The 19,955-nt window shown below is 69.6% G+C and carries 21 protein-coding genes; 8 read left to right on the top strand and 13 right to left on the bottom strand.

Annotation, left to right across the window (positions count from 1 at the left end):
- Window positions 1-32: 32 nt before the first annotated feature.
- The 3 genes from AC1RTC_RS07520 to AC1RTC_RS07510 are packed head-to-tail and all read right to left on the bottom strand — an operon-like array spanning window position 33 to window position 4,668.
- Window positions 33-434, bottom strand: a complete 402-nt coding sequence (locus AC1RTC_RS07520; RefSeq protein ID WP_493154878.1) for a hypothetical protein — start codon at window positions 432-434, stop codon at window positions 33-35.
- Window positions 431-1,750: an MFS transporter gene (locus tag AC1RTC_RS07515; RefSeq protein WP_493154877.1), complete on the bottom strand. Its 1,320-nt coding sequence runs from the start codon at window positions 1,748-1,750 to the stop codon at window positions 431-433. Before AC1RTC_RS07515 ends, AC1RTC_RS07520 begins: the two co-directional genes overlap by 4 nt.
- The gene (locus tag AC1RTC_RS07510) at window positions 1,747-4,668 is read right to left on the bottom strand and encodes an alpha-mannosidase (protein ID WP_493154876.1); all 2,922 of its coding nucleotides are present in this window, start codon (window positions 4,666-4,668) and stop codon (window positions 1,747-1,749) included. The genes AC1RTC_RS07515 and AC1RTC_RS07510 overlap by 4 nt, the downstream gene beginning before the upstream one ends.
- Window positions 4,669-4,866: 198 nt before the next feature.
- On the opposite strand from AC1RTC_RS07510, the gene AC1RTC_RS07505 reads away from it, so the two are divergent.
- Window positions 4,867-5,355 (top strand): FBP domain-containing protein, encoded by a 489-nt coding sequence (locus AC1RTC_RS07505; RefSeq protein WP_493154875.1) that lies wholly within the window; start codon window positions 4,867-4,869, stop codon window positions 5,353-5,355.
- A gap of 79 nt (window positions 5,356-5,434) precedes the next feature.
- Here AC1RTC_RS07505 and AC1RTC_RS07500 read toward each other — a convergent pair whose 3' ends face one another.
- Window positions 5,435-6,505: a threonine aldolase family protein gene (locus AC1RTC_RS07500; RefSeq protein WP_493154874.1), complete on the bottom strand. Its 1,071-nt coding sequence runs from the start codon at window positions 6,503-6,505 to the stop codon at window positions 5,435-5,437.
- Between the two features lie 22 nt (window positions 6,506-6,527).
- On the opposite strand from AC1RTC_RS07500, the gene AC1RTC_RS07495 reads away from it, so the two are divergent.
- Complete coding sequence (locus AC1RTC_RS07495; protein WP_493154873.1) at window positions 6,528-7,460, top strand: pseudouridine-5'-phosphate glycosidase; 933 nt, start codon at window positions 6,528-6,530, stop codon at window positions 7,458-7,460.
- On the top strand, window positions 7,453-8,328 hold the full coding sequence (locus AC1RTC_RS07490; protein WP_493154872.1) for a carbohydrate kinase family protein: 876 nt from the start codon (window positions 7,453-7,455) through the stop codon (window positions 8,326-8,328). The genes AC1RTC_RS07495 and AC1RTC_RS07490 overlap by 8 nt, the downstream gene beginning before the upstream one ends.
- A gap of 86 nt (window positions 8,329-8,414) precedes the next feature.
- Here the strand turns inward: AC1RTC_RS07490 and AC1RTC_RS07485 are convergent, their stop codons facing one another.
- The 3 genes from AC1RTC_RS07485 to AC1RTC_RS07475 form a co-directional block, all read right to left on the bottom strand.
- On the bottom strand, window positions 8,415-9,734 hold the full coding sequence (locus tag AC1RTC_RS07485) for a cryptochrome/photolyase family protein (protein ID WP_493154871.1): 1,320 nt from the start codon (window positions 9,732-9,734) through the stop codon (window positions 8,415-8,417).
- A gap of 1 nt (window position 9,735) precedes the next feature.
- The gene (locus AC1RTC_RS07480) at window positions 9,736-10,182 is read right to left on the bottom strand and encodes a MarR family winged helix-turn-helix transcriptional regulator (RefSeq protein WP_493154870.1); all 447 of its coding nucleotides are present in this window, start codon (window positions 10,180-10,182) and stop codon (window positions 9,736-9,738) included.
- Between the two features lie 496 nt (window positions 10,183-10,678).
- Window positions 10,679-11,017, bottom strand: coding sequence for a DUF952 domain-containing protein (locus AC1RTC_RS07475; protein ID WP_493154869.1), 339 nt, complete (start codon window positions 11,015-11,017; stop codon window positions 10,679-10,681).
- 9 nt (window positions 11,018-11,026) lie between these two features.
- On the opposite strand from AC1RTC_RS07475, the gene AC1RTC_RS07470 reads away from it, so the two are divergent.
- Window positions 11,027-11,392, top strand: coding sequence for an MmcQ/YjbR family DNA-binding protein (locus AC1RTC_RS07470; protein WP_493154867.1), 366 nt, complete (start codon window positions 11,027-11,029; stop codon window positions 11,390-11,392).
- Here AC1RTC_RS07470 and AC1RTC_RS07465 read toward each other — a convergent pair.
- From AC1RTC_RS07465 to upp, 3 genes are all read right to left on the bottom strand, one after another.
- Window positions 11,389-12,666 (bottom strand): MFS transporter, encoded by a 1,278-nt coding sequence (locus tag AC1RTC_RS07465; protein WP_493154865.1) that lies wholly within the window; start codon window positions 12,664-12,666, stop codon window positions 11,389-11,391. The two genes, AC1RTC_RS07470 and AC1RTC_RS07465, sit on opposite strands and share 4 nt — an antisense overlap.
- A 32-nt stretch (window positions 12,667-12,698) precedes the next feature.
- Window positions 12,699-13,415: a winged helix-turn-helix domain-containing protein gene (locus AC1RTC_RS07460; RefSeq protein WP_493154863.1), complete on the bottom strand. Its 717-nt coding sequence runs from the start codon at window positions 13,413-13,415 to the stop codon at window positions 12,699-12,701.
- 284 nt (window positions 13,416-13,699) lie between these two features.
- Window positions 13,700-14,332 (bottom strand): uracil phosphoribosyltransferase, encoded by a 633-nt coding sequence (gene upp / locus AC1RTC_RS07455; RefSeq protein ID WP_493154861.1) that lies wholly within the window; start codon window positions 14,330-14,332, stop codon window positions 13,700-13,702.
- 35 nt (window positions 14,333-14,367) lie between these two features.
- Between upp and tadA the strand changes: the two genes are divergently transcribed.
- Window positions 14,368-14,799, top strand: a complete 432-nt coding sequence (gene tadA, locus AC1RTC_RS07450; protein ID WP_493155234.1) for a tRNA adenosine(34) deaminase TadA — start codon at window positions 14,368-14,370, stop codon at window positions 14,797-14,799.
- Window positions 14,800-14,812: 13 nt separating this feature from the next.
- Here tadA and AC1RTC_RS07445 read toward each other — a convergent pair whose 3' ends face one another.
- Complete coding sequence (locus tag AC1RTC_RS07445; RefSeq protein ID WP_493154860.1) at window positions 14,813-15,775, bottom strand: cation diffusion facilitator family transporter; 963 nt, start codon at window positions 15,773-15,775, stop codon at window positions 14,813-14,815.
- A gap of 23 nt (window positions 15,776-15,798) precedes the next feature.
- Between AC1RTC_RS07445 and proC the strand changes: the two genes are divergently transcribed.
- Window positions 15,799-16,623 (top strand): pyrroline-5-carboxylate reductase, encoded by an 825-nt coding sequence (gene proC / locus AC1RTC_RS07440; protein WP_493154858.1) that lies wholly within the window; start codon window positions 15,799-15,801, stop codon window positions 16,621-16,623.
- A gap of 279 nt (window positions 16,624-16,902) precedes the next feature.
- A complete protein-coding gene (locus AC1RTC_RS07435) occupies window positions 16,903-17,256 on the top strand; it encodes a hypothetical protein (protein WP_493154857.1) in 354 nt (117 codons plus the stop codon).
- On the opposite strand, the gene AC1RTC_RS07430 is transcribed toward AC1RTC_RS07435, so the two are convergent.
- The gene (locus AC1RTC_RS07430; RefSeq protein ID WP_493154856.1) at window positions 17,253-17,924 is read right to left on the bottom strand and encodes a potassium channel family protein; all 672 of its coding nucleotides are present in this window, start codon (window positions 17,922-17,924) and stop codon (window positions 17,253-17,255) included. The genes AC1RTC_RS07435 and AC1RTC_RS07430 overlap by 4 nt on opposite strands.
- Before the next feature lie 8 nt (window positions 17,925-17,932).
- The gene (locus tag AC1RTC_RS07425; RefSeq protein ID WP_493155233.1) at window positions 17,933-19,357 is read right to left on the bottom strand and encodes a TrkH family potassium uptake protein; all 1,425 of its coding nucleotides are present in this window, start codon (window positions 19,355-19,357) and stop codon (window positions 17,933-17,935) included.
- A 41-nt stretch (window positions 19,358-19,398) separates the two neighbouring features.
- Between AC1RTC_RS07425 and AC1RTC_RS07420 the strand changes: the two genes are divergently transcribed.
- Window positions 19,399-19,851: an ArsR/SmtB family transcription factor gene (locus AC1RTC_RS07420; RefSeq protein WP_493154855.1), complete on the top strand. Its 453-nt coding sequence runs from the start codon at window positions 19,399-19,401 to the stop codon at window positions 19,849-19,851.
- Window positions 19,852-19,955 lie beyond the last annotated feature (104 nt).

Below are 19,955 nucleotides of genomic sequence, written 5' to 3'. Positions count from 1 at the left end.
GCGTGGTTTCGATACGGCCGCGGGCGGCCTACTCAACCAGCGAGCAGCGCCTCGTAGGGCGCCACCGTCACGAGGTCTGCCACCGCGGTCGCCAGCGCCGGGTCGCCCGTGACGAGGGCGTCGGCCTGCAGCTGCGCCACGGCGACGTACTCCGCGTTGGGAGTGTCGTCCCAGTCCAAGGACGAGGCCAGGCGGAACGCGGTGCCGCGTGACACCCGGTCGCCCAGCAGCCGGATGCGCATGGTGGTGATCAGCTCGAGCTGCTGCCGGGCATCCCGAGCCGTCGTCGACCCGTCGCGCACCGAGCGGTAGATGATCGAGAGGGCCTGGGAGCGCAGCAGGTTCGGAGCCACGAGGCTGTGCTCGTCTGAGACGACGACCCCCTCGCGCACCAGCCGGACCGCTGTGAGGGCGTCGATGCCGTAGCGGGTCATGCCTCCTTCTTACCCCCGAGCCGGTAGAAGAGGAAGGGCACGATCGAGACCAGGCAGCTCACGGCCGGCACGAGCGTGATCGACGCGAAGACCGTGCCCTGCATTGCGGGGGTCACGGTGACGCCGTTCTCGTAGCCTGCCGCGACGATGAAGATGCCGAAGACGAGCAGGGCCACGGCGTTCATGATCTTCGAGACGAAGGTGAGGGTCGCGAAGGAGATGCCGTCGTTGCGCACGCCGAGGCGCTTCTCCACGTCGTCGACCGAGTCCGCGATCATGGTTGCCTGCACGACGAGGAAGATGCCCAGCGTGAGGCCGGTCAGGAAGATGAAGACCAGCACGACGACGAGGTTCTCGAAGCCGGCGAAGTACAGCCCGAGGTACAGCACGACGGCGACGAGCGAGCTCGCGATCACGAGGGTGCGGCCCGACCAGCGCCGCAGCAGTGCGGGGGTCGCGAAGGAGGAGATGACCAGGCCGCCGATGATCGCCGCGCCCACGAGGGTGAAGGTGCCCTCGCTGTTGTAGGCGATCACGACGAAGACGGCACCGCCGGCCTGCACGATGAACCTGCCGAACCCGAGGATGGATCCGAGCAGCACCATGAGCAGGGACGTGTTCTTGGCGAGGGTTGTGAACAGCTGGCGGAACGACAGGCGCATCGATGCCGCTGTGGTCTGCCGCTCGCGCGCGTTGAAGAACGCGAGCAGGAAGACGCCCATCCCGAGGAACGACGTGATGAAGACCGCGAGCGACCAGCCCTGTGCGGTCGTCTCGGGGCTGCCGAAGCTCAGGGCGCGCGCCACCCACGGCATGCCGAGCGTCGAGAGCCCGAGCGCGATGGCCCCGAACGCGCGCACGGAGCCGATCACTCGGGTGCGGGCCGGCGGGTCCACGAAGGCGGAGCCGATGAGCCCCCAGAACGGCACGTCGCAGACGGTGTACGCGATGCCCCAGAGGAGGTAGGCGACGCCGAAGTAGACGAGTTTGAGCGGCTCGTCGGCATCCGGGACCGTGAAGAGCAGGCCGGACAGCACCGCGACCGGCAGGGCCGAGAACAGGATGTACGGCCGCAGCTTGCCCCAGCGGGTGCGGGTCATGTCGATGATGCTGCCCATCACCGGGTCGAGTACGGCGTCGGCGATCTTCGCGACGGTGATGATGCCCGTGACGACGGCGATGCCCGCTGTGCTGATGTTCGCGTACTGCACCAGGTAGAGCAGCAGGAAGGTCGAGACTGTCGTGAGCACGAAGTTCTGCCCGAAGCCCGCCGTGACGATCGACACGGTCTGCCTGCGGACGGAGATCTCGGTCACGCGTCCTCCAGCAGGATGGTCTTGATCTCGAACGGGGTGAAGGTGAGCCGCGCGAGGTCGGCCGGGCCGGTGATCCGCTCGAGCAGGTCGGTCTCGTGGGCAGCGCCGTGCGGCAGTCGAGTGCGGACGGCCGTCGTGGTTTCGCGGCCGAGGCTCTCGTAGAGCCGCAGCACGGTGCCGCCGTTCTCGCCGGCCTTGATGGTCTCGAGCACTACGCCCGGCTCGTCCACGGAGGCCGCGCTCTGCAGGGCGACGTCGCCGATGATGAGCGGGTTGTTCAGCCGGTAGCCCTCGCGCACGACCTTCGCGAGGTCGCCGGTGGCGAACGGGGTGAAGGCGTACGTGAATCGATGGATGCCGCGGTCCGCCGTCTTGTCGGGGTAGGTAGGTGCCCGCAGCAGGTTGAGGGAGAGGAGCCCGTTCTTCGCGCGGTGGCCGTACTTGCCGTTGTTGAGCAGCGCGAACCCGCCCGCGGCATCCTCGGTCGCTATCCACTTGTGCGCGCAGACCTCGAACTGCGCGCGCTCGACGGAGTCGTTCTCGGTCGTGACCCGCGCGATGTGGCCGAACTGGATCTCGCACAGGGCGGTCGGGCCGTAGTGCACGGGGCGGAACTCGGCGCGGAGCATCCGGTGCTTCTCGTGCCAGTCGACCTCGGTCTCGAACCGCACCACGTCGCTGCCCGACTCGAGGATGATCAGCTGGGTGACGGTGGCCTTGCTGCTCTTGTGCACCTGGCGCCGCACGACGGTGGGGCCGTCGATGTAACTCTCCGAGGAGGTTACGCGCAGCGTGCGGGGGGCCTTCTCGAAGTAGTCGACCTTGATGTCCCAGGCGTTGAAGGGCCAGACGTACGGGTCCTTGTGGATCGTGAGGCGGTTGAGCCCGTCCGCGGCGTGCTCGGTTCCGGCGCTGTCGAGGCAGGAGACGACCTCGCCGGTGGGGCCGAAGCTCAGGGTGAGCAGGCCGTTGCTGAGGGTGTCGTCGGTGAAGTTGAGGCCCTCGGCGGCGGAGCGGGTGAGGGTCGCGGCGGCGTACGGCTCTACGTCGGCCTCGAACCACTCGTCGTTGACCTTGACGTGCTCGCGCCGCGGGAAGCTGGTGAGGTTGAGCGCGGAACGGCCCGCCGGCTGCAGCCGGGCCGTGAGCGTCGCCGCGTACTCGTCGAGCGCCGCCTCGATGCGCTCATAGGTCGCGATCGCCTCGCGGTTGACGCGGGCGATGGACGAGCCGGGGATGATGTCGTGGAACTGGTTGAGCAGCACCTCGCGCCAGTGCTCCGCGAGCACGGGACGGCTGTCGTCGCCGACGAGCACGGCCAGCGCCTCGACCTCGTGCAGCTTGCGCTCCACCAGCCGGTTGTGGCGCTTGATCTGCGCCTGCGTCGTGTAGGTGCCCTGGTGGGTCTCGAGGTAGAGCTCGCCCCGGTGCACGTGCTGCACGTCGAGCTTCTCGAGCTCGCGGAAGAAGTCGCCCGCGGTGGAGTGCTGCACCTTGGGGAGTCCGTTCAACGACAGCTCGCGATGTGTGACCTCGTGGTGGATCTCGCCCGGGCCGCCGCCGCCGTCGCCGGAGCCGTAGACCAGCAGGGCCGTGTTCAGCGCGAGCTCGGGGTACTTCTTCAGCCCGCTCAGGAGCCCGTCCGCAGCGCCCCGGCTGTTGTAGTCGCCCTCCGGCGGCATGTGGACCAGCACGCTCGACCCGTCGATGCCCTCCCAGTGGAACGTGCGGTGCGGGAAGTCGTTGACCTTGTTCCACGCCAGCTTGATTGTCTGGAACCAGTCCATCCCGCTCTTCCGCAGGATCTGCGGGAGGTTGCCGTTGTAGCCGAACGTGTCCGGCAGCCAGCACAGCCGCAGCTGCTCGTCGGTGAGGCCGAACTCCTCCTGCTGGAACCGCCGGCCGACGAGCGCCTGCCGCACGAGCGACTCCCCGGAGGGCAGGTTGGTGTCGGGCTCCACCCAGAACGAGCCCTGGATCTCGAGCCGGCCCGCGGCCACGGCCCGCTTCATGCGGTCGAAGAGCGCCGGATGCCGCTGCTTCATCCATGCCATCTGCTGCGGCTGGCTCGTCCCGTAGATGTAGTCGTCGCGGGTCTCGATCGTGTTGATGGCCCGGATGTACGTGCGGGCGGCCTTGCGCCGCGTCTCGCGCAGCGGCCAGAGCCAGGCCATGTCGAGGTGCCCGTGGCCGACGGCGCTGTACGTGAAGTCGCTCTCCGACTCCCGGGTGAGCCGCACCGCGAGGGCCGCGCGGGCGCCGGCGACGTCTCCCGCGGTGAAGGACTTGTACGCCGCACCCAGGGCCGCGCGGGTCTCGGCCTCGAGCGCCTTGTCCTCCGTCGCGCCGGCCAGCACGAGCAGGGTGAGGTAGTCGTAGTAGAGGGCGAAGACCTCGTCGTTCTTCGTGGCGAGGTAGGCGCCGAAGTAGGCGGGGCGGCCGACCTCGTAGAGGATCCAGCCGTTGTACGTGACATCCGCGTAGACCTCGATCGAGCCGCTCGACAGGTCCACATTGCGCACCGGGCGGTACTTGCCCGCGCTGTGCGGCAGGTCGCCCTGCTGGAAAGCGGTGCTCGCCGAGTCGAGCAGGTCGCCCTCGGCCGAGTGGACGAGGCCCTCGCTCCGGATGCCCAGGAACAGCTGCACCTCGCCGGCGGTCGCGGCCGGCACCTCGCCCGTGATGCGCAGCCACGCGCAGTCGAAGGTGCGGCCCCAGCTGGCACCGGGGCGCAGCGCAGTGAAGGCGGAGCGGTCGATCTCGGCGAACGGGATCGGCTCGGGGGAGCGGAGGATCTCGGCCTTCAGCCCGCCGACCCTCGTGTAGATGCCGCGCCGGATGCGCATGAGCCGCCGGTACTCGGCGGGCTGCTGCAGTTTGAGCCCGAACAGGAAAGCCGCGAATCCGCCCAACGTCACCCTCCCTCGTGCGGTCGCCAGTCTATTCTGGGCAGATGCAGTATTCGGTTTCGAACGTGGAGGTTGCCGGCGTCTTCTGCGCCGGCGGCAGATAGCCCCGCTCCTGGACCTGCGGGTCCAGCGCTGAGTCGTACCCACTTTCTGACACCGCCGGTTGAGCAGGCCGCCCCCGGCCGTATCGAAACCGCTAGGAGAATCATGCTGCCCCTGAACGACCCCGCTATCCGCGCGTCCTTCGTCAACGCGACGCGCAAAGAACTGTCCGACCTGTCCCTTCCCGCCGGCTTCGCCGATCTCAACTGGGAGCGCCTCGACTACCTCGGCTGGCGCGACCCGAAGTACGCGAAGCGCGCCTACATCGTCGTCCCCACGGATGACGGCGTGGTCGGCGCCGTGCTCAAGCAGGCCGATGCCGACCCCCGCAAGCGAGCGCAGTGCTCGTGGTGCCAGGACATCACGCTGCCCAACGATGTCGTGTTCTACGGCGCCCGCCGCGCCGGCCACGGCGGCCGGAACGGCAACACCCTCGGCACGCTCGTGTGCGAGAGCTTCCAGTGCTCGACGAACGTGCGCAAGCTCCCGCCGGTGGCGTACCTCGGCTTCGACCAGGAAGCGGCCCGGGATGCGCGCATCCTCGAGCTGCGCGTCCGGGCCGCCGCCTTCGTCACCGCCGTGATGGCGGAGTAGGCGCACGACGGCCTAGGGCCCATCGTGAGATCCGACTATCGGCGGTCCGCTGGGAGGCGGAATGGTCGATCGTCGGATCTCACTCGCGCCCGGCCTGCTTCAGCAGGTCGCCCAGTGCCGCGACGAACCGGTCGACGTCGGCCTCCGTCGTGTCGAACGAGCAGACCCAGCGGACCTCGTGGGTGAACTCGTTCCACTCGTCGAAATAGGCGACCTGGCTCAGCTTCTCGAAGATGCCGGGCGGCAGTATGGCGAATACCGCGTTGCCCTGCACTTTCTGCGTGATCTCGACCCCGGGCATCCCGCGCACGCCGTCTGCCAGGCGGGCGGCCATGGCGTTCGCGTGGCCCGCGCTGCGCAGCCAGAGGTCGCCCTCGAGCAGGGCGATGAGCTGGGCGGAGATGAAGCGCATCTTGCTGGCGAGCTGCATATCGGCCTTGCGGAGGTGGGAGAAGCCGTGGAGCGAGCCGGGCGTGAGGGAGACGATGGCCTCGCCGAACAGGAGGCCGTTCTTCGTGCCGCCGAACGAGACGGTGTCGGCGCCGACATCCATGGTGAGCTCTTTGAGGCTGAGCCCGAGGTGGGCGGCCGCGTTGGAGAGGCGGGCGCCGTCGATGTGCAGGCCCATGCCGTGGGAGTGCGCGTAGTCGGCGACGGCGGCGATCTCGTCCGCGGTGTACGCGGTGCCGAGCTCGGTGGTCTGCGTGATCGTGATGGCGAGCGGCTCGCCGCGGTGCACGGAGCCCCATCGCCAGGACTGGTCGTGGATGAGCTCGGGGCTCAGCTTGCCGTCGTCGCTCGCGATCGGCAGCAGCTTGATGCCGGCGACGCTCTCGACGGCGCCGTTCTCGTCGGTGTTGACGTGCGCGGAGGCCGAGCAGAGCACCGCGCCCCAGCGCGGGATCATCGACTGCAGCGCGATCACGTTGCCCCCCGTGCCGGTGAGCACCGGGAACGCCTCGGCACCCTCGCCGAACCGCGCGGCGATGATCTCCTGGAGGTACTCCGTGTACGGGTCGTCGCCGTAGGCCCCGACGTGCCCCTCGTTGGCCGCGGCGATCGCGGCGAGGATCTCCGGATGCACGCCCGATTGGTTGTCCGACCCGAACCCGCGTCGCTGGGGGTCGTGGAGCTGAAGCGGTGGAACCATACGTCGAAGGTACAGTGGATCGGTGCCCACGCCCCTCTCACCCGCATCTGTCCACCTCAGCGACGAGGTCGCCGCCGCACTCGCCGCGGGCGACCCGGTCGTCGCCCTCGAGTCCACGATCATCTCCCACGGCCTCCCGCGCCCGCGCAACCACGAGGCGGCGATCGAGTTCGAGACGATCCTTCGGGATGCCGGTGTCACCCCGGCCACGATCGCGGTGCTCGACGGGGTGCCCCAGATCGGGCTCGATGCCGAGGGTGTGCGCCGGATCGCCGAGGAGGAGCTCGCGAAGGCGAGTGTGCGCGACCTCCCCATCATCGCCGCGGCGGGCGGCTCCGCGGCGACCACGGTCGCGGCCACCTCCCACCTCGCCGCGCTCGCGGGCATCCGGGTCTTCGCGACCGGCGGGCTCGGCGGCGTGCACCGCGGCGCGAGCGAGTCCTTCGACGAGTCGGCCGACCTCTCCACCCTCGCGGTGACGAACATCACCGTCGTCTCCGCCGGCGTGAAGTCGGTTCTCGACATCGCCGCCACACTCGAGCGCCTCGAGACGCTGTCGGTGCCGGTCGTCGGGTTCGGCACGAGCGTGTTCCCGAGCTTCTGGCTGCGCGAGTCCGCCTACACGCTCGACTGGTCCGTCGACACGGCCGCCCAGGTGGCCGCGATCATGCGGTCGCAGGACGAGCTCGGCCACGGCCAGGGCATCGTGCTCGCGAACCCGATCCCGCTCGAGCAGCAGTGGGACCCGGCGGAGCACGACCGCATCCTGAGCCAGGCTCTCGCGCTCGCCGATGAGGCCGGCGTGACCGGCAAGGCTGTCACGCCGTTCCTGCTCCTCAAGATCGTGGAGCTCTCCGGCGGCCGCAGCCTCGAGGTGAACCTCGACCTCGCCCGCAACAACGTGCGGGTCGCCGCGGCGGTCGCCTCGGCCTGGTCCGCCCTCCAGCGTGGCTGACCGCATCATCACCTACGGCGACGTCATCGACGACGTCGTCGCGATTCCGGAGGGCCCGATCCGGGATGACACGGACACCCCTTCCTCGATCCACTCCCGCCCCGGCGGCTCGGCGGCGAACACTGCCGCCTGGCTCGGCTCCCTCGGCGCGGACGCCCTCTTCGTGGGCAGCGTCTCCTCCGGGGACGTCGCGCGCCACACCCAGCTCCTCAGTGCGGTCGGCGCCGCGTCGCAGCTCGCGGGCTCGCCGGTGCTCCCGACCGGCACGATCGTGGTGATCGTGGAAGGCCAGCGCCGCGCGATGCTCACCGAGCGCGGCGCCAACACGCTGCTCGACCCCGCGCAGGTGACCGACGAGCTGCTCGCCGGCGCGCGCGTGCTGCACATCACCGGTCACGCGCTGCTCAACGATGCGGGCGCGCCCGGCATCGCGTCGCTGATCCGGCGCGCCCGCGCGGCCGGGGTCACGGTCTCCGTCGCCCCCGGATCGGCCGGGTTCATCGCCGACTACGGCCCCGCCGCCTTCCTCGAGGCCATGGCGGGCGCCGACATCCTGTTCCCGTCACTGGAGGAGGGGCGGCTGCTCACGGGCCTGTCGGAGCCCCACGAGATCGGCGCCGCGCTCGCCTTCGAGACGGTCGTGCTCACCCTCGGTGCGGCCGGGGTGCTCGTGCGCCACGACGGGGTGTCGACGGGCGTCCACGCCGTGAGCGCTCCCGTCGTCGACCCGACCGGCGCCGGCGACGCCTTCTGCGCAGGTTTCCTCGACGAGTGGGTGCGCACGGGCGACCCGGTCGCCTCCGCGCGAGCGGGCGCCCTCGTCGCATCGCGCGCTGTCGGTGTCATCGGCGGTCGTCCGCAGCCGTAGGCGGGTTGAGTAAGGCGCTCTGGCGCCTGTATGGAAACCGGGCGGCGGGGCGCTCTGGCGCCTGTATCGAAACCGGTTGCTCCCACTCACCCCGCGACGCGCTTGACGTGCTCGTACGCCTCGAGCGCCTCCTTGCGCGTGGCGGCCAGGTCGACGATCGGCTCGGGATACAGCGGCGTCCCGTACTCCGGCACCCACCGGTTAACGTACCGGCCGAGCTTGTCGAACTTCTCCCGCTGCAGCTCGGGGTTGAAGACGCGGAAGTACGGCGCGGCATCCGCCCCGGAGCCCGCCACCCACTGCCAGTTGCCGGGGTTACTGGCCTCGTCGGCGTCGACGAGGGTGTCCCAGAACCACTGCTCCCCCACGCGCCAGTCGACGAGCAGGTTCTTCACGAGGAAGCTCGCCACGACCATCCGGACCCGGTTGTGCATGACGCCGGTGTGCCACAGCTCGCGCATCCCGGCGTCGACGAGCGGGATGCCCGTGCGGCCCTGCTGCCAGGCCGCCAGTTCCTCGGGGTCGGGGGCCGACCACGGGAACGCGTCGAAAGCGGGCCGGTAGTTGCGCTGCGCGAGCTCGGGCTCGTGGAACAGGATGCTCCAGTTGAACTCGCGCCACCCCACCTCGCTGAGGAACTTCGGCACGTTCTTGCGGGCGGCCGGCGACATGGCGCCGTGCAGCCGCTCCCAGATCTGGAACGGGCTGATCTCGCCGAATCGCAGGTGCGGGCTCAGCCTGCTGGTGCCGTCGACGGCCGGCTCGTCGCGGCGGTGGTAGTCCGCGAGCCTCTCCTCGACGAAGCCCTCGAGCTGCGCGTGCGCGCCCGCCTCGCCCGGAGTCCACGACTCGCGAAGCCCCGCGGCCCAGTCGGGGTGCGGCAGCAGGTCCACCTCGTCACTGGGCGCCGACATCCACTCGACCTCGGGAACCGGGAGCGGGCCCCTGAACTGCAGCTCCCGCGCGGCCTTCCAGAACGGCGTGAACACGCGGTACGGCCCGCCGCTGCCGGTGGTGAGGGTCCACGGCTCCACCAGCAGGTTCGCCTGGAAGCTCCGTGCGTCAAGACCGCCCTCGCGCAGCCGCGCCTTCAGCCGGGCGTCGATCTCACGGGATGCCCCGTACCGCCGGTTCCAGAACACCGCCCCCGCGCCGACCTCAGCGACGAGCGCCGGGATGACCTCCTCCGCAGCGCCGCGCCGCACGACGAGCTGCTTGCCGAGCGCCGCGAGCGAGTGGTGCAGCCACCACTTGCTCGCGGAGCCGAGGGGCCGGACGCCCGTGCTCACCTCGTCGAGCACGTACACGAGCACGACCGGTCCGCCGCGCTCGGCCGCCGCGGTCAGGGCCGGGTTGTCGGCGAGCCGCAGGTCGTCCCGCAGCCACACGATGCTGGGGGAGGGCACGTCAGCCCTCAACGGGAGTGTTGAGCCGCAGCTTGTCCGTCAGGCGCGCGAGCTCGTGCAGTTCCTCCGTGGTGAGCGCGCCGCCCACCCGGCGGTGGATCGACTCGGCGTGCACGACCGCCACCCGCCGGAACAGGTCGTAGCCCGCATCGGTGAGGCACACGACCGTGCCGCGCCCGTCACCGGGGTCGGACTCCTTGCGCACGAGCTCGCGCGCCACGAGGCGGTCGACGAGCCGGCTCACGCTGGGCTGCGTGAGGAGCAGGTGGCGGTTGAGATCCCGGATGCGCAGCTGCCGCTCGGGCTGGCGGGCGAGGTTGAACAGTACGTCGTACTCGTTGAACGAGAGCTCGTCGGTGGGGAACTCGGCGTTGAGCTGCCGCAGCACGGAGACCTGCGCGCGGAACAGCGCCTCCCAGGCGGTTACAGACGAGGTTTTGTCGCTCACCCGACAACTCTATGCACGTGCAACGACCCCGGCTTCCCCCGCGCGCACCTTTTGACACCATGCTGAGGTTTCGGCGGCCGCATGGTGTCGAAACCTCCGCATGGGCCGGCCGGGGCTCTCGGGGTCGGGGTGTGCGGGCCGGGGCTCTAGGGGCCGGGGTGTGCGGGCCGGGGTGCGCGGGCCGGGGTGCGGGGCCGGGGCTGCCGGGGGCACGAGTCACGCAGCGGTGCCGGTTAACAGGATTGAGGGTCGGTTCCAGAGGCTAGGAACCGACCCTCTCCCTTGCACCAAGAGTGTCCTGCAATCACATTCCGCTTCAGCTGCCACAGCAAACAACTTCTGCTCTATGAATGTATAACGGAACGGTAACGCTGTCTAGTTACCAAACCGTTATTTTTTCTGCGAGTTCTCTGAGTGGCGCTGTGCGGCTTCAGCGAAGGCCGGAATGCGGAGGTCGCGGATGACCGTGCCGCCGTCGAGCGCACGGCCGAGGAGCTCAGTCCGCGGTCGCGAACCCGCCGTCGTCCTCGAACCACGCGGCAGTGGCACGGGTCACGGAGCCCACCGGGATCGGCCCGTAGATGTGCGGGAAAAGCTCGCCGGTGCCGCCGTCCTCGTCCCGGATGTCGAGCCCGCTCTCGTCGATCTCGAGCACCACGAGGTCGCCGGGCTCGTCGCGGTAGAACTGTTCGGCGACCCCGGCCAGCTGCTCGGCGCGGGAGGCGTGGATGAACCCCACCTCCTCGAGAGTGCGATCCAGGGTCGAGACGCGGTACTCGCCGGAGGCGGCGGCAGCATCCCAATCGGCGACACGGGCGAGGTGGTAAACGGCCATGATGGAAGTATGGCTGCGTTCACGATCGAAGAGGCCATGGACGCGTGCGCCGCGTTCCCGGCCGTGGAGCTGGGGTACCCCTTCGGCGAGGAGACGCCGGTCTTCAAGGTGGTGGGCAAGGTCTTCGCCATCCTCAACGCCGAGGAGGGCCCCGGCCTGCTGACGCTCAAAGCGGACCCTGAGGATGCCCGAGCCCTGGTCTCCACATTCACCGACGTCACCCCCGGCTACCACATGAACAAGAAGCACTGGATCTCGGTGCGCCTGCCCAGCGCCGACGTGCCCGTGACGGAGCTCATCGCCGACTCGTACGACCTCGTGGTCGCGGGGCTGCCACGAGCCCAGCGCCCGCTGCGCCAATCAGGGCGGGCCTAGGCGTCGACCGCGACCGGCTCCTCCGGGGCGGGCGTCCGCGCCGCCCTCATCGCTGCTCGGCCCGATGGCACCACGATCGCGATCACCATCACGACCGCCATGACCGAGCCGGCGATCACGAGCAGCAGCTGCACGCTGATCACGTCGGCGAGCGGCCCGAACACGACCATGCCGACCGGGGTGGCGAGAGCCATCACGATGCCCACGTAACTGAAGACCCGTCCGTGCATCTCGGGCGGGACCGTCTCCTGCACCAGCGTCATGAACGGCGTGGAGAACAGCGGGACGAGAAGGCCGATCCCGAACATGAACGCGTAGAAGACCACCAGGTTGGGGCTGAGGCCGAGGCCGACCGTGAAGGCGGCGAACCCGAAGGTGGAGAACAGGATGAGCCCGAGCCGCCCGCGCTTGGCGAGCAGGGTCGAGACGAGCACGCCGCCGCCGAGCATCCCGACGCTGAAGGCGATCTCGAGGAGCGTGACCAGGGTGACGTCGTTGCCGTACTCGCGCGCAATGAGCAGCGGCGTGACGAACGAGGGTGCGACGGTGAGAAGGAAGATGATCGCGAACACCACGAGCAGCCAGCGCACGACACCGTGGTGCCAGATGTAGCGCATGCCCTCGACGAGGTCGGCGCGGTAGGACGTGGTCTTGTCGGCGATCGAGGCGAGCGTCGGCACCGTCACGAAGAACAGCACCCCGATGCCGATGACCGCGGTGGCGACGTCGATGAAGAAGACGGGGACGATGCCGAACATGCCGAACACGACTCCCGCGGCGGCCGGCGCGAGCAGCGCCATCGCCGACTGGATCGTGCCGAAGATGCCGTTGACGCGCATGAGCTGCTCGCCGGGCACGAGCTGGGGGAGGATGGCCGAGACCGCGGGAGTCTGGACCCCGGCCCCGATCGAGCGGGCCGCGACGGCGACCAGGATGATCCACAGGTCGGTCACGCCGTTGGCCATCAGCAGCGCGAGCACGAGCGTGACCGCCGCGATCGTGCCGTCCGACACCATCACGAGCACGCGGCGGTTCATGCGGTCGGCGAGCACGCCGCCGAAGATCGAGATGATGCCCTGCGGCAGGAAGGCGGCGAGCGCGTAGAGGGCGATCGCGATTCCCGAGCCGGTCTGGAACGTGACGTACCACATGACCGCGTACTGGACGATCATGGAGCCGAACAGGGAGATCGTCTGCCCCGTGAGGAACAGGGAGACGTTCCGCTTCCAGTGTGCGGGAACGGGGGCGGTCGGGGCGGCTGTGGGGTCGCTCATGTACACAGTGTACACATGAGCGGCCTGCCGGCCTAGAAGAAGTCCGGGCTCGGGGTCGAGGCCTGGCGGATCGCGACGTCCGCGTGGCGGTCGAAGCGGTAGCCGACGCCGCGCACAGTGCGGACGATGTCCTCGTAGTCGCCGAGCTTGGCGCGCAGCCGGCGCACGTGGACGTCGATGGTGCGCTCGTTCGGGATCTCGTCATCGGCAGCGGACCACAGCGACGAGATGAGTTCCGTGCGGTCGATCGTGCGGCCCTCGCGCAGCACGAGGTACTGCAGCAGCTCGAACTCCTTGTAGGTGAGCGGCGCGGTGTCGCCGTCGAGCGTGACGCGCTTGCGGGAGATGTCGATCACGACGCCGGTGCGCTCGCGCGTCTCGGGCTCCTCCGCGGCCTGGCGGTGCTTGGCGAGCGCGGCCGGGTCCTGCAGGGCGAGGCGGACGACGTCCACGTCGCGGCCGCCAGCGCCCACGGGGGCGAGCGCGACGGCGGCGTAGGTCTCGGCGCTCGGGACGAGCTGCGCGAGGAGGCCCTTGATCTGCTCCACGACGTGGCCGAGGTCGGTGCCGGAGTCGAGGGCCTTGAACTCGTCGAGGCCGACGTAGAGCGCGAAGCCGCGGGCCTCGGTGCCGGTGGGCACGGCCTGCAGTCGGCGGGGGGCCGCGGCCGGGGACTCGGGAGCCGCGGCGACGGGAGAGACGGGAGAGACGGGGGCGAGCGGGGTGCGGTCGATAGTAGCGATGGACATGGTCCTGGGAATCCTTAGTCGTGTGGGGTGAAGGGCCTCTGATGATGAGGTTGTGATCCTTCGGGTACTGCGGTCATGCGAAGCGGTAGCCAGTCGTTATGAGGACTGGGGCCCGGGAGTCCCGCCCTCTAAGGGAGGCGGAACCCGACGAAAGAGTGGCTGATTAGGCACACATTCGACAACACATGACCATGCTCTCGCGCACCTCAAGGGAGGTCAGGGCGAATGCACGAACAGTCATGCGTGCAACTATCTTGCATTCGCGCACAAAATGCAAGTGGGCGCTACACCGTTCCGTAGAGGCGGTCGCCAGCGTCGCCGAGGCCCGGGACGATGTACCCGACCTCGTTGAGCTTCTCGTCGAGGGCGCCGAGCACGACCGTCACCTCGCGGCCCTCGGTGGCCTTCTCGACGGCGGCGAGGCCCTCGGGGGATCCGATGAGGCAGACTGCCGTGACATCCTTGGCGCCCCGCTCGAAGAGGAAGTCGATGGCGCCGATGAGCGATCCACCGGTGGCGAGCATCGGGTCGAGGATGAAGCACTGGCGGTCGGAGAGGTCGTCGGGAAGCCGCTGGGCGTACGTGGTGGGCTGAAGGGTGACCTCGTCGCGCATCATCCCGAGGAAGCCGACCTCGGCCGTGGGGATGAGCTTGACCATGCCCTCGAGCATCCCGAGGCCCGCGCGGAGGATGGGGACGACGAGCGGGCGGGGCATGCTGATCGCGAGCCCGGTGGTCTTCGCCACCGGAGTCTCAACGTCGACCACCTCCGTGCGCACGTTGCGGGTGGCCTCGTAGGCCAGCAGCGTCATGAGCTCCTCGGCGAGGGCGCGGAACGTCGGCGACGGCGTGTTCTTGTCGCGCAGCACCGTGAGCTTGTGGGTGATGAGCGGGTGGTCGGCAACGTGTACTCGCATAGGCTCAATCTACTGTGAACCGGTATGCGGAGTGGATGGGCGAGGCGCTCGCCGAGGCCCGTAGCGCGCTCGACTCCGGTGACGTGCCCGTCGGGGCGATCATCCTGGATGCCGACGGCAATCGCCTCGGCGTCGGCCGCAACGAGCGCGAGCTGCACCAGGACCCGACCGCCCACGCCGAGCTCATCGCGATCCGGGAGGCCGCCGCCGCGCTGGGGGACTGGCACCTCACCGGCGCCACCCTGGTCGTCACGCTCGAGCCGTGCGTGATGTGCGCCGGCGCGATCCTCAACTCGCGCATTCCCCGGGTCGTGTTCGGGGCGTGGGATGAGAAGGCCGGGGCCGTGGGCAGCGTCTACGACGTGCTGCGCGATCGGCGGCTCAACCACACGGTGGAGGTCATCGCCGGCGTCGAGGCCGAGGCCTGCGCGCAGCTGCTGCTCGAGTTCTTCCAGAGCAAGCGCTAGCGCAAGCGCAGCGTCAGTCGGCGCCCTTGATCACGATGGTGTCCGTCGCGGGGTTCGCCGCGTTCGGCGGGGAGTACACGTCGGGCTCCAGGTAGATCACGCGCGCGATGGGCACCTCGGCACGGATCGCGGCTTCCACCGCGTCGATGGAGGACGCGACATCCGCGAGCTTCTTGGTCTTGCCGAAGGCGAGCTTGGCGGCGACGAGCAGCTCGTCGGGGCCGAGGTAGAGGGTCTTCATGTGAATGAGCGCCTCGACGTCGGGATGGGCGTTGATCGCGTCGCGGATCTTGTCGGCGTCGCCCGCGCTGGCGCCCTCGCCTACGAGCAGGCTCTTCGTCTCGATGCCGAGGACGATCGCGACGAGCACCAGCAGCACGCCGATGAACAGGGTTCCGATCGCGTCGAAGATCGGGTCGCCCGTGATCACCGAGAGGCCGACGCCCGCGAAGGCGAAGACGAGGCCGGTGAGGGCTGCGACGTCCTCGAGCAGCACGACGGGGAGCTCGGGGGCCTTGGCGTGGCGGATGAAGGAGATCCAGCTCTCCTTGCCGCGCACGTGGTTCGACTCGCGGATGGCGGTGCGCAGCGAGAAGCCCTCCAGCACCATCGCCACGAGCAGGATGGCCAGCGGGACGATGGGCGCCTCGAGCTCGTGCGGGTGCTGGATCTTCTCGATGCCCTCGTAGATGGAGAAGACGCCGCCCACGGAGAACAGGATGATCGAGACGACGAACGCGTAGACGTAGCGCTCGCGGCCGTAGCCGAACGGGTGGTCGGCGTCGGCGCGCTTGCGGGACTTGCGGCCGCCGAGCAGAAGGAGCCCCTGGTTGCCCGTGTCGGCGAGGGAGTGCACGCTCTCGGCGAGCATCGAGCTTGACCCCGAGATGAGGAAGCCGATGAACTTCGCGATCGCGATGCCGAGGTTGGCCAGAAGTGCCGCGATGATTGCCCTACCGCCACCAGATGCGCTCATGTGGTCAATCCTAGGATGAGGGCGTGACCACGAATCTCCCCTCCATAGCCATCATCGGCGCGGGTGCCATGGGCGGCGCCATCCTGCAGGGCCTGCTCTCCCCCTCCGTGAGCGTGAGCGGGGGCATCCGGGTGACCAACCGCACGGCGGCGAAGGCCGCGCTCGTCGCCGCGGACGGCGTCGAGTCGATCGCCCTCGAGACCGAGCCCGACGGCAACCAGCGTGCCGTGACCGGGGCCGGCATCGTGCTCCTCGGCGTGAAGCCGGCGATGATCGTCGACACGCTGCGCGAGCTCCGGCTCGACCCGGGCGCGCTCGTCATCAGCGTCGCGGCCGGCATCACCACGGCCACGATGGAGGCGGTCGTCGACAACGCCGTGCTCCGGGCCATGCCGAACACGCCGGCGAAGATCGGCAAGGGCGTGACGGGGGTGGCGGCGGGCTCGCGCGCGACGCCCGAGCAGGTGGCGGTCGGCGTCGCGCTCTTCGAGACGGTGGGAACGGTGGTCGAGATACCCGAGTCGCAGATCGACGCGCTGAGCACGATCTCGGGATCCGGCCCCGCCTACGTCTTCTACCTTGTGGAGGAGTTGACCCGCACGGCCGTCAACCTCGGGTTCACGCCCGAGCAGGCCGCAGTTCTCGTGCAGGGTACGTTCGCCGGCTCGGTAGACCTGCTGGTGGCGTCCGACCTCGACCCGGCGGCACTGCGCGCCCAGGTCACGAGCCCCAAGGGCACCACGGAGCGCGCGATCGGCGTGCTGCAGTCGGCGGACCTCTCCGGGCTGTTCGACCGGGCGACCGCGGCGGCCCTCGAGCGGGCGCGGGAGATGGCCGCGGGGGGCTGAGCCGCGGCATCCGGCGGCGCTCGGGGCCGCCGCCCGCCCGCCGCGCCCACCCGCCCGCCCGCCCGCGCCCTCGAGTGCCCACGCTGACCTTTCGGCGCCATGCGGTCGCCACGGCGGCAGCACGGTGTCGAATCCTCCGCATGGACCGGGAGCCGCTCGCGCCGGCCGAGGGGGTGGACGCTCGGCGGTCTCGGGGCGGGGTCTTGGCCGGTTCATAGGGTCGCGGCGCAGGGTTGTCGCGCGTGCAGAGGAGCACGCCCCGATCCCGAGGAGCACACCATGGCCAAGAAGGTCTCAGAAGAAGTACCCGCGCCCGCGCCCGTCGAGCAGCCCGCGCCGGTCGTCGTCGAGCGCCGCCGCAGCGGGCTGGCGGTCGCGGGCGTCACCGTCGGCGCCGTGCTCGTCGCGGGCGCGCTGTTCGGCGGAGGCATCCTCGTCGGCACCCACCTGCCGCAAGGGCAGGGCCAGGCGCAGTTCGGCCCCGGCGGCCAGGGTGGCTTCCCCGGCGGTGACCGCCCGGACGGCGGCTTCCCCGGCGGCCCGAACGGCATGGGCGGCCCCGGCCCGGCCGCGCCCGGTCAGGGCCAGGGCGGTCAGAGCCAGGACGGCCAGGACGATGACTCGCAGCCCTAGGAGCTCAGCGTCGCGAAGCGCTCCATGTCGACCGAGTTGCCGCTCACGATGATGAGGTCGTGGTTCGACACCACGGTCTCCGGGGTCGCGTAGGTGAAGTCCTTGCCCGGCGACTTCACCCCGACCACGGTGATGCCGTACTTCTTGCGCACCTGCGACTCGGAGAGCGGGATGCCGCGGATCGGCTTCGGCGGATACATCTTCACGATCGCGAAGTCGTCGTCGAACTCGATGAAGTCGAGCATCCGGCCGGAGACCAGGTGGGCGACCCGCTCACCGGCTTCCGCCTCCGGGTAGATGACATGGTTGGCGCCGATGCGCGCGAGGATCTTGCCGTGCGACTGGCTGATCGCCTTCGCCCAGATCTGCGGGATCTTCAGGTCGACGAGGTTGGCGGTGATCAGCACGGATGCCTCGATCGACGAGCCGACCGCGACGACGGCGATCGCGAAGTCCTGCGCGCCGATCTGCCGCAGGGCGTCGATGGAGCGCGCGTCCGCCTGCACGGCGTGGGTGACGCGCTCCGACCACTTCTGCACGAGGGCGTTGTCCTCGTCGATCGCGAGCACCTCGCGGTCGAGGCGCTGCAGCTGGCCGGCGGTGGCGGCGCCGAAGCGGCCGAGGCCGATGACCAAGACCGGTGCGTCGTGGGGAATTTTGTCAACCAAGATCTACCTCAACCAACGATCGGCCTCTCTTCAGGTCTGCGGAACAACTGCCTGCGCTGGCTCGCCGCAAGCGCCGCCGCCAGTGTCACGGTACCAATGCGCCCGAGGAACATGGTGGCCGCGAGCACGTACTGCGCGCCGTCGGAGGTGTTCTGCGTGAATCCGGTCGACAGTCCGCAGGTGGCGAAGGCGCTGATCACGTCGAACAGCACGAAGTCGAGCGGCTCGTCGGTGATGAGGAGCAGGACGATGGATGCCGCGGCCACCGTCGTGGCCCCCCACAGCACGACGCTCACGCCGAGCCGGAGGACGTCCGGCGGGATCCGCCGCTCGTAGGCCTCCATCTCGTCGTTGCCCCTGGCCTCCGCGAACGCCGCGAGGAACAGGACGGCAAGAGTGGTGACCTTGATCCCGCCCGCGGTGGAGGCGGAGCCGCCGCCGATGAACATGAGCATGTCGGTGACGAGCAGGCTCGAGCCGTCGAACTGCGACGGGTCGATTGTGGAGAACCCGCCGGAGCGGGCCATCGTCGACATGAAGAAGCTCTGCAGGATGCGCTGGCCGGCGTCGAGGTCCGCCATCGTGCGCGGGTTGTCGAACTCGAGGACGAAGTAGGCGAGCGCCCCGAGCACGAGCAGCAGCCCGAACGTGAGCAGGGTCATCTTCACGTGGAGCGACCACTTGCGCGGGCGCCGCAGGTTGCGCGAGAGCACGTAGATGACCGGGAAGCCGATCGCGCCGGCCACCACGCCGATCATCATCACGCCCAAGAACCAGACGTCGCCGGCGTACGGCGCTAGCCCCTCCGACGTCGGGAGGAAGCCGGTGTTGGTGAAGGCCATCGCCGAGATGTAGATCGACTGCCAGGCCGCATCCAACGGGTTAACCCCCTGCAGGAGCATCCGGGGAAAGAGGAGGGATGCAACGATGACCTCGATCACGACCACACTGACGGCGACGGTCACCAGGAGGTTGCCGGTCTCGCCGAGCCGCACGGCCTGGCCCTCGGCGATCGGGCCCTTCCGGATGCGCAGCGGGTTGGCGTCTCCCGCGGCGAGCAGCTTCTGGCGCAGGCCGAGGCGTCGGCTGATCACGAGCCCGAGGATCGAGGCGAGCGTGAGCACCCCGATACCGCCGATCTCCACCCCGATGAAGATGAACGCGTGCCCGAGAGGCGACCAGTACGTCGCCATGTCGACGGTCGAGAGCCCGGTGACGCAGATCACGGAGACGGCGGTGAACAGCGCGTCGACGAACGGCGCCTGCGTGCCGGAGCTCGTCGCGAGCGGCAGGGAGAAGAGGAGCGTGAAGACGAAGATGAGGGCCGCGAAGATCAGGATCGCGAACCGCGCGGGGGTGGCGGCGATGAACGCATCGACCCCGTCGCGAATGCGGGCGAACGGCGTATCGCGCGAGACCGGCTTGCCGCGCATCCCACCCCCTCGTCTTTCGACCATCACAGTACCCTTACCTCATGGCTGACATCTTCGACGTCGTGTCCGATCCCACGAGGCGGGAGCTCATGTCTGCCCTGCTCGAGCGCGCACTGGCCCGGGATGCCGCGGCAGGCGAGATCAGCGTCGGCGACCTGGTCGAGCGGCTCGGCCTGAGCCAGCCGACGGTATCGAAGCATCTCAGGGTGCTGCGGGACCACGGCCTCGTGACCGTCCGCGAAGACGGGCAGCACCGCTTCTACCGGCTGGATCCCGGCCCCCTCGAGGAGCTCGAGGACTGGCTGACCCCGTTCGTCGAGCCCGCCCTCGACGACGAGGACGACCTGCGCGTCGACGACGGCGGCTCGGCGGTGTTCGCCGCGTGGTCGGGCGCCGACGTGGGCAGCACGATCGGCCGCCGTGTCGCGGAGGGCACCCACCGGGCCCGTGCGCTGCCGACGAGGTTCCGGCGCAGGCTGTTCCGCCGCTTCTAGGTCACCCGTACGGGGGTGGACACCGCGCAACTTCACCCTCTAGTGTTGCCGTCTAGCACTCCAGTCACACTGGTTGTGCCCCCATTACCTAGGAGCACTGCCCG

The organism is Rhodoglobus sp. GW821-FHT12B09 (assembly GCF_058809925.1).
Note: the sequence above shows the minus strand (reverse complement) of the source record. Positions and strands in the feature narration are given on the sequence as shown.

Coding starts and splice junctions, on each gene's coding strand:
- AC1RTC_RS07465 (WP_493154865.1), bottom strand. CDS start 12,666: ATGAGCGACCCCACAGCCGCCCCGACCGCCCCCGTTCCCGCACACTGG.
- AC1RTC_RS07475 (WP_493154869.1), bottom strand. CDS start 11,017: ATGGCCGTTTACCACCTCGCCCGTGTCGCCGATTGGGATGCTGCCGCC.
- AC1RTC_RS07420 (WP_493154855.1), top strand. CDS start 19,399: ATGGCTGACATCTTCGACGTCGTGTCCGATCCCACGAGGCGGGAGCTC.
- AC1RTC_RS07425 (WP_493155233.1), bottom strand. CDS start 19,357: ATGCGCGGCAAGCCGGTCTCGCGCGATACGCCGTTCGCCCGCATTCGC.
- AC1RTC_RS07445 (WP_493154860.1), bottom strand. CDS start 15,775: ATGAGCGCATCTGGTGGCGGTAGGGCAATCATCGCGGCACTTCTGGCC.
- tadA (WP_493155234.1), top strand. CDS start 14,368: ATGGGCGAGGCGCTCGCCGAGGCCCGTAGCGCGCTCGACTCCGGTGAC.
- upp (WP_493154861.1), bottom strand. CDS start 14,332: ATGCGAGTACACGTTGCCGACCACCCGCTCATCACCCACAAGCTCACG.
- AC1RTC_RS07520 (WP_493154878.1), bottom strand. CDS start 434: ATGACCCGCTACGGCATCGACGCCCTCACAGCGGTCCGGCTGGTGCGC.
- AC1RTC_RS07505 (WP_493154875.1), top strand. CDS start 4,867: ATGCTGCCCCTGAACGACCCCGCTATCCGCGCGTCCTTCGTCAACGCG.
- AC1RTC_RS07435 (WP_493154857.1), top strand. CDS start 16,903: ATGGCCAAGAAGGTCTCAGAAGAAGTACCCGCGCCCGCGCCCGTCGAG.
- AC1RTC_RS07500 (WP_493154874.1), bottom strand. CDS start 6,505: ATGGTTCCACCGCTTCAGCTCCACGACCCCCAGCGACGCGGGTTCGGG.
- AC1RTC_RS07460 (WP_493154863.1), bottom strand. CDS start 13,415: ATGTCCATCGCTACTATCGACCGCACCCCGCTCGCCCCCGTCTCTCCC.
- AC1RTC_RS07470 (WP_493154867.1), top strand. CDS start 11,027: ATGGCTGCGTTCACGATCGAAGAGGCCATGGACGCGTGCGCCGCGTTC.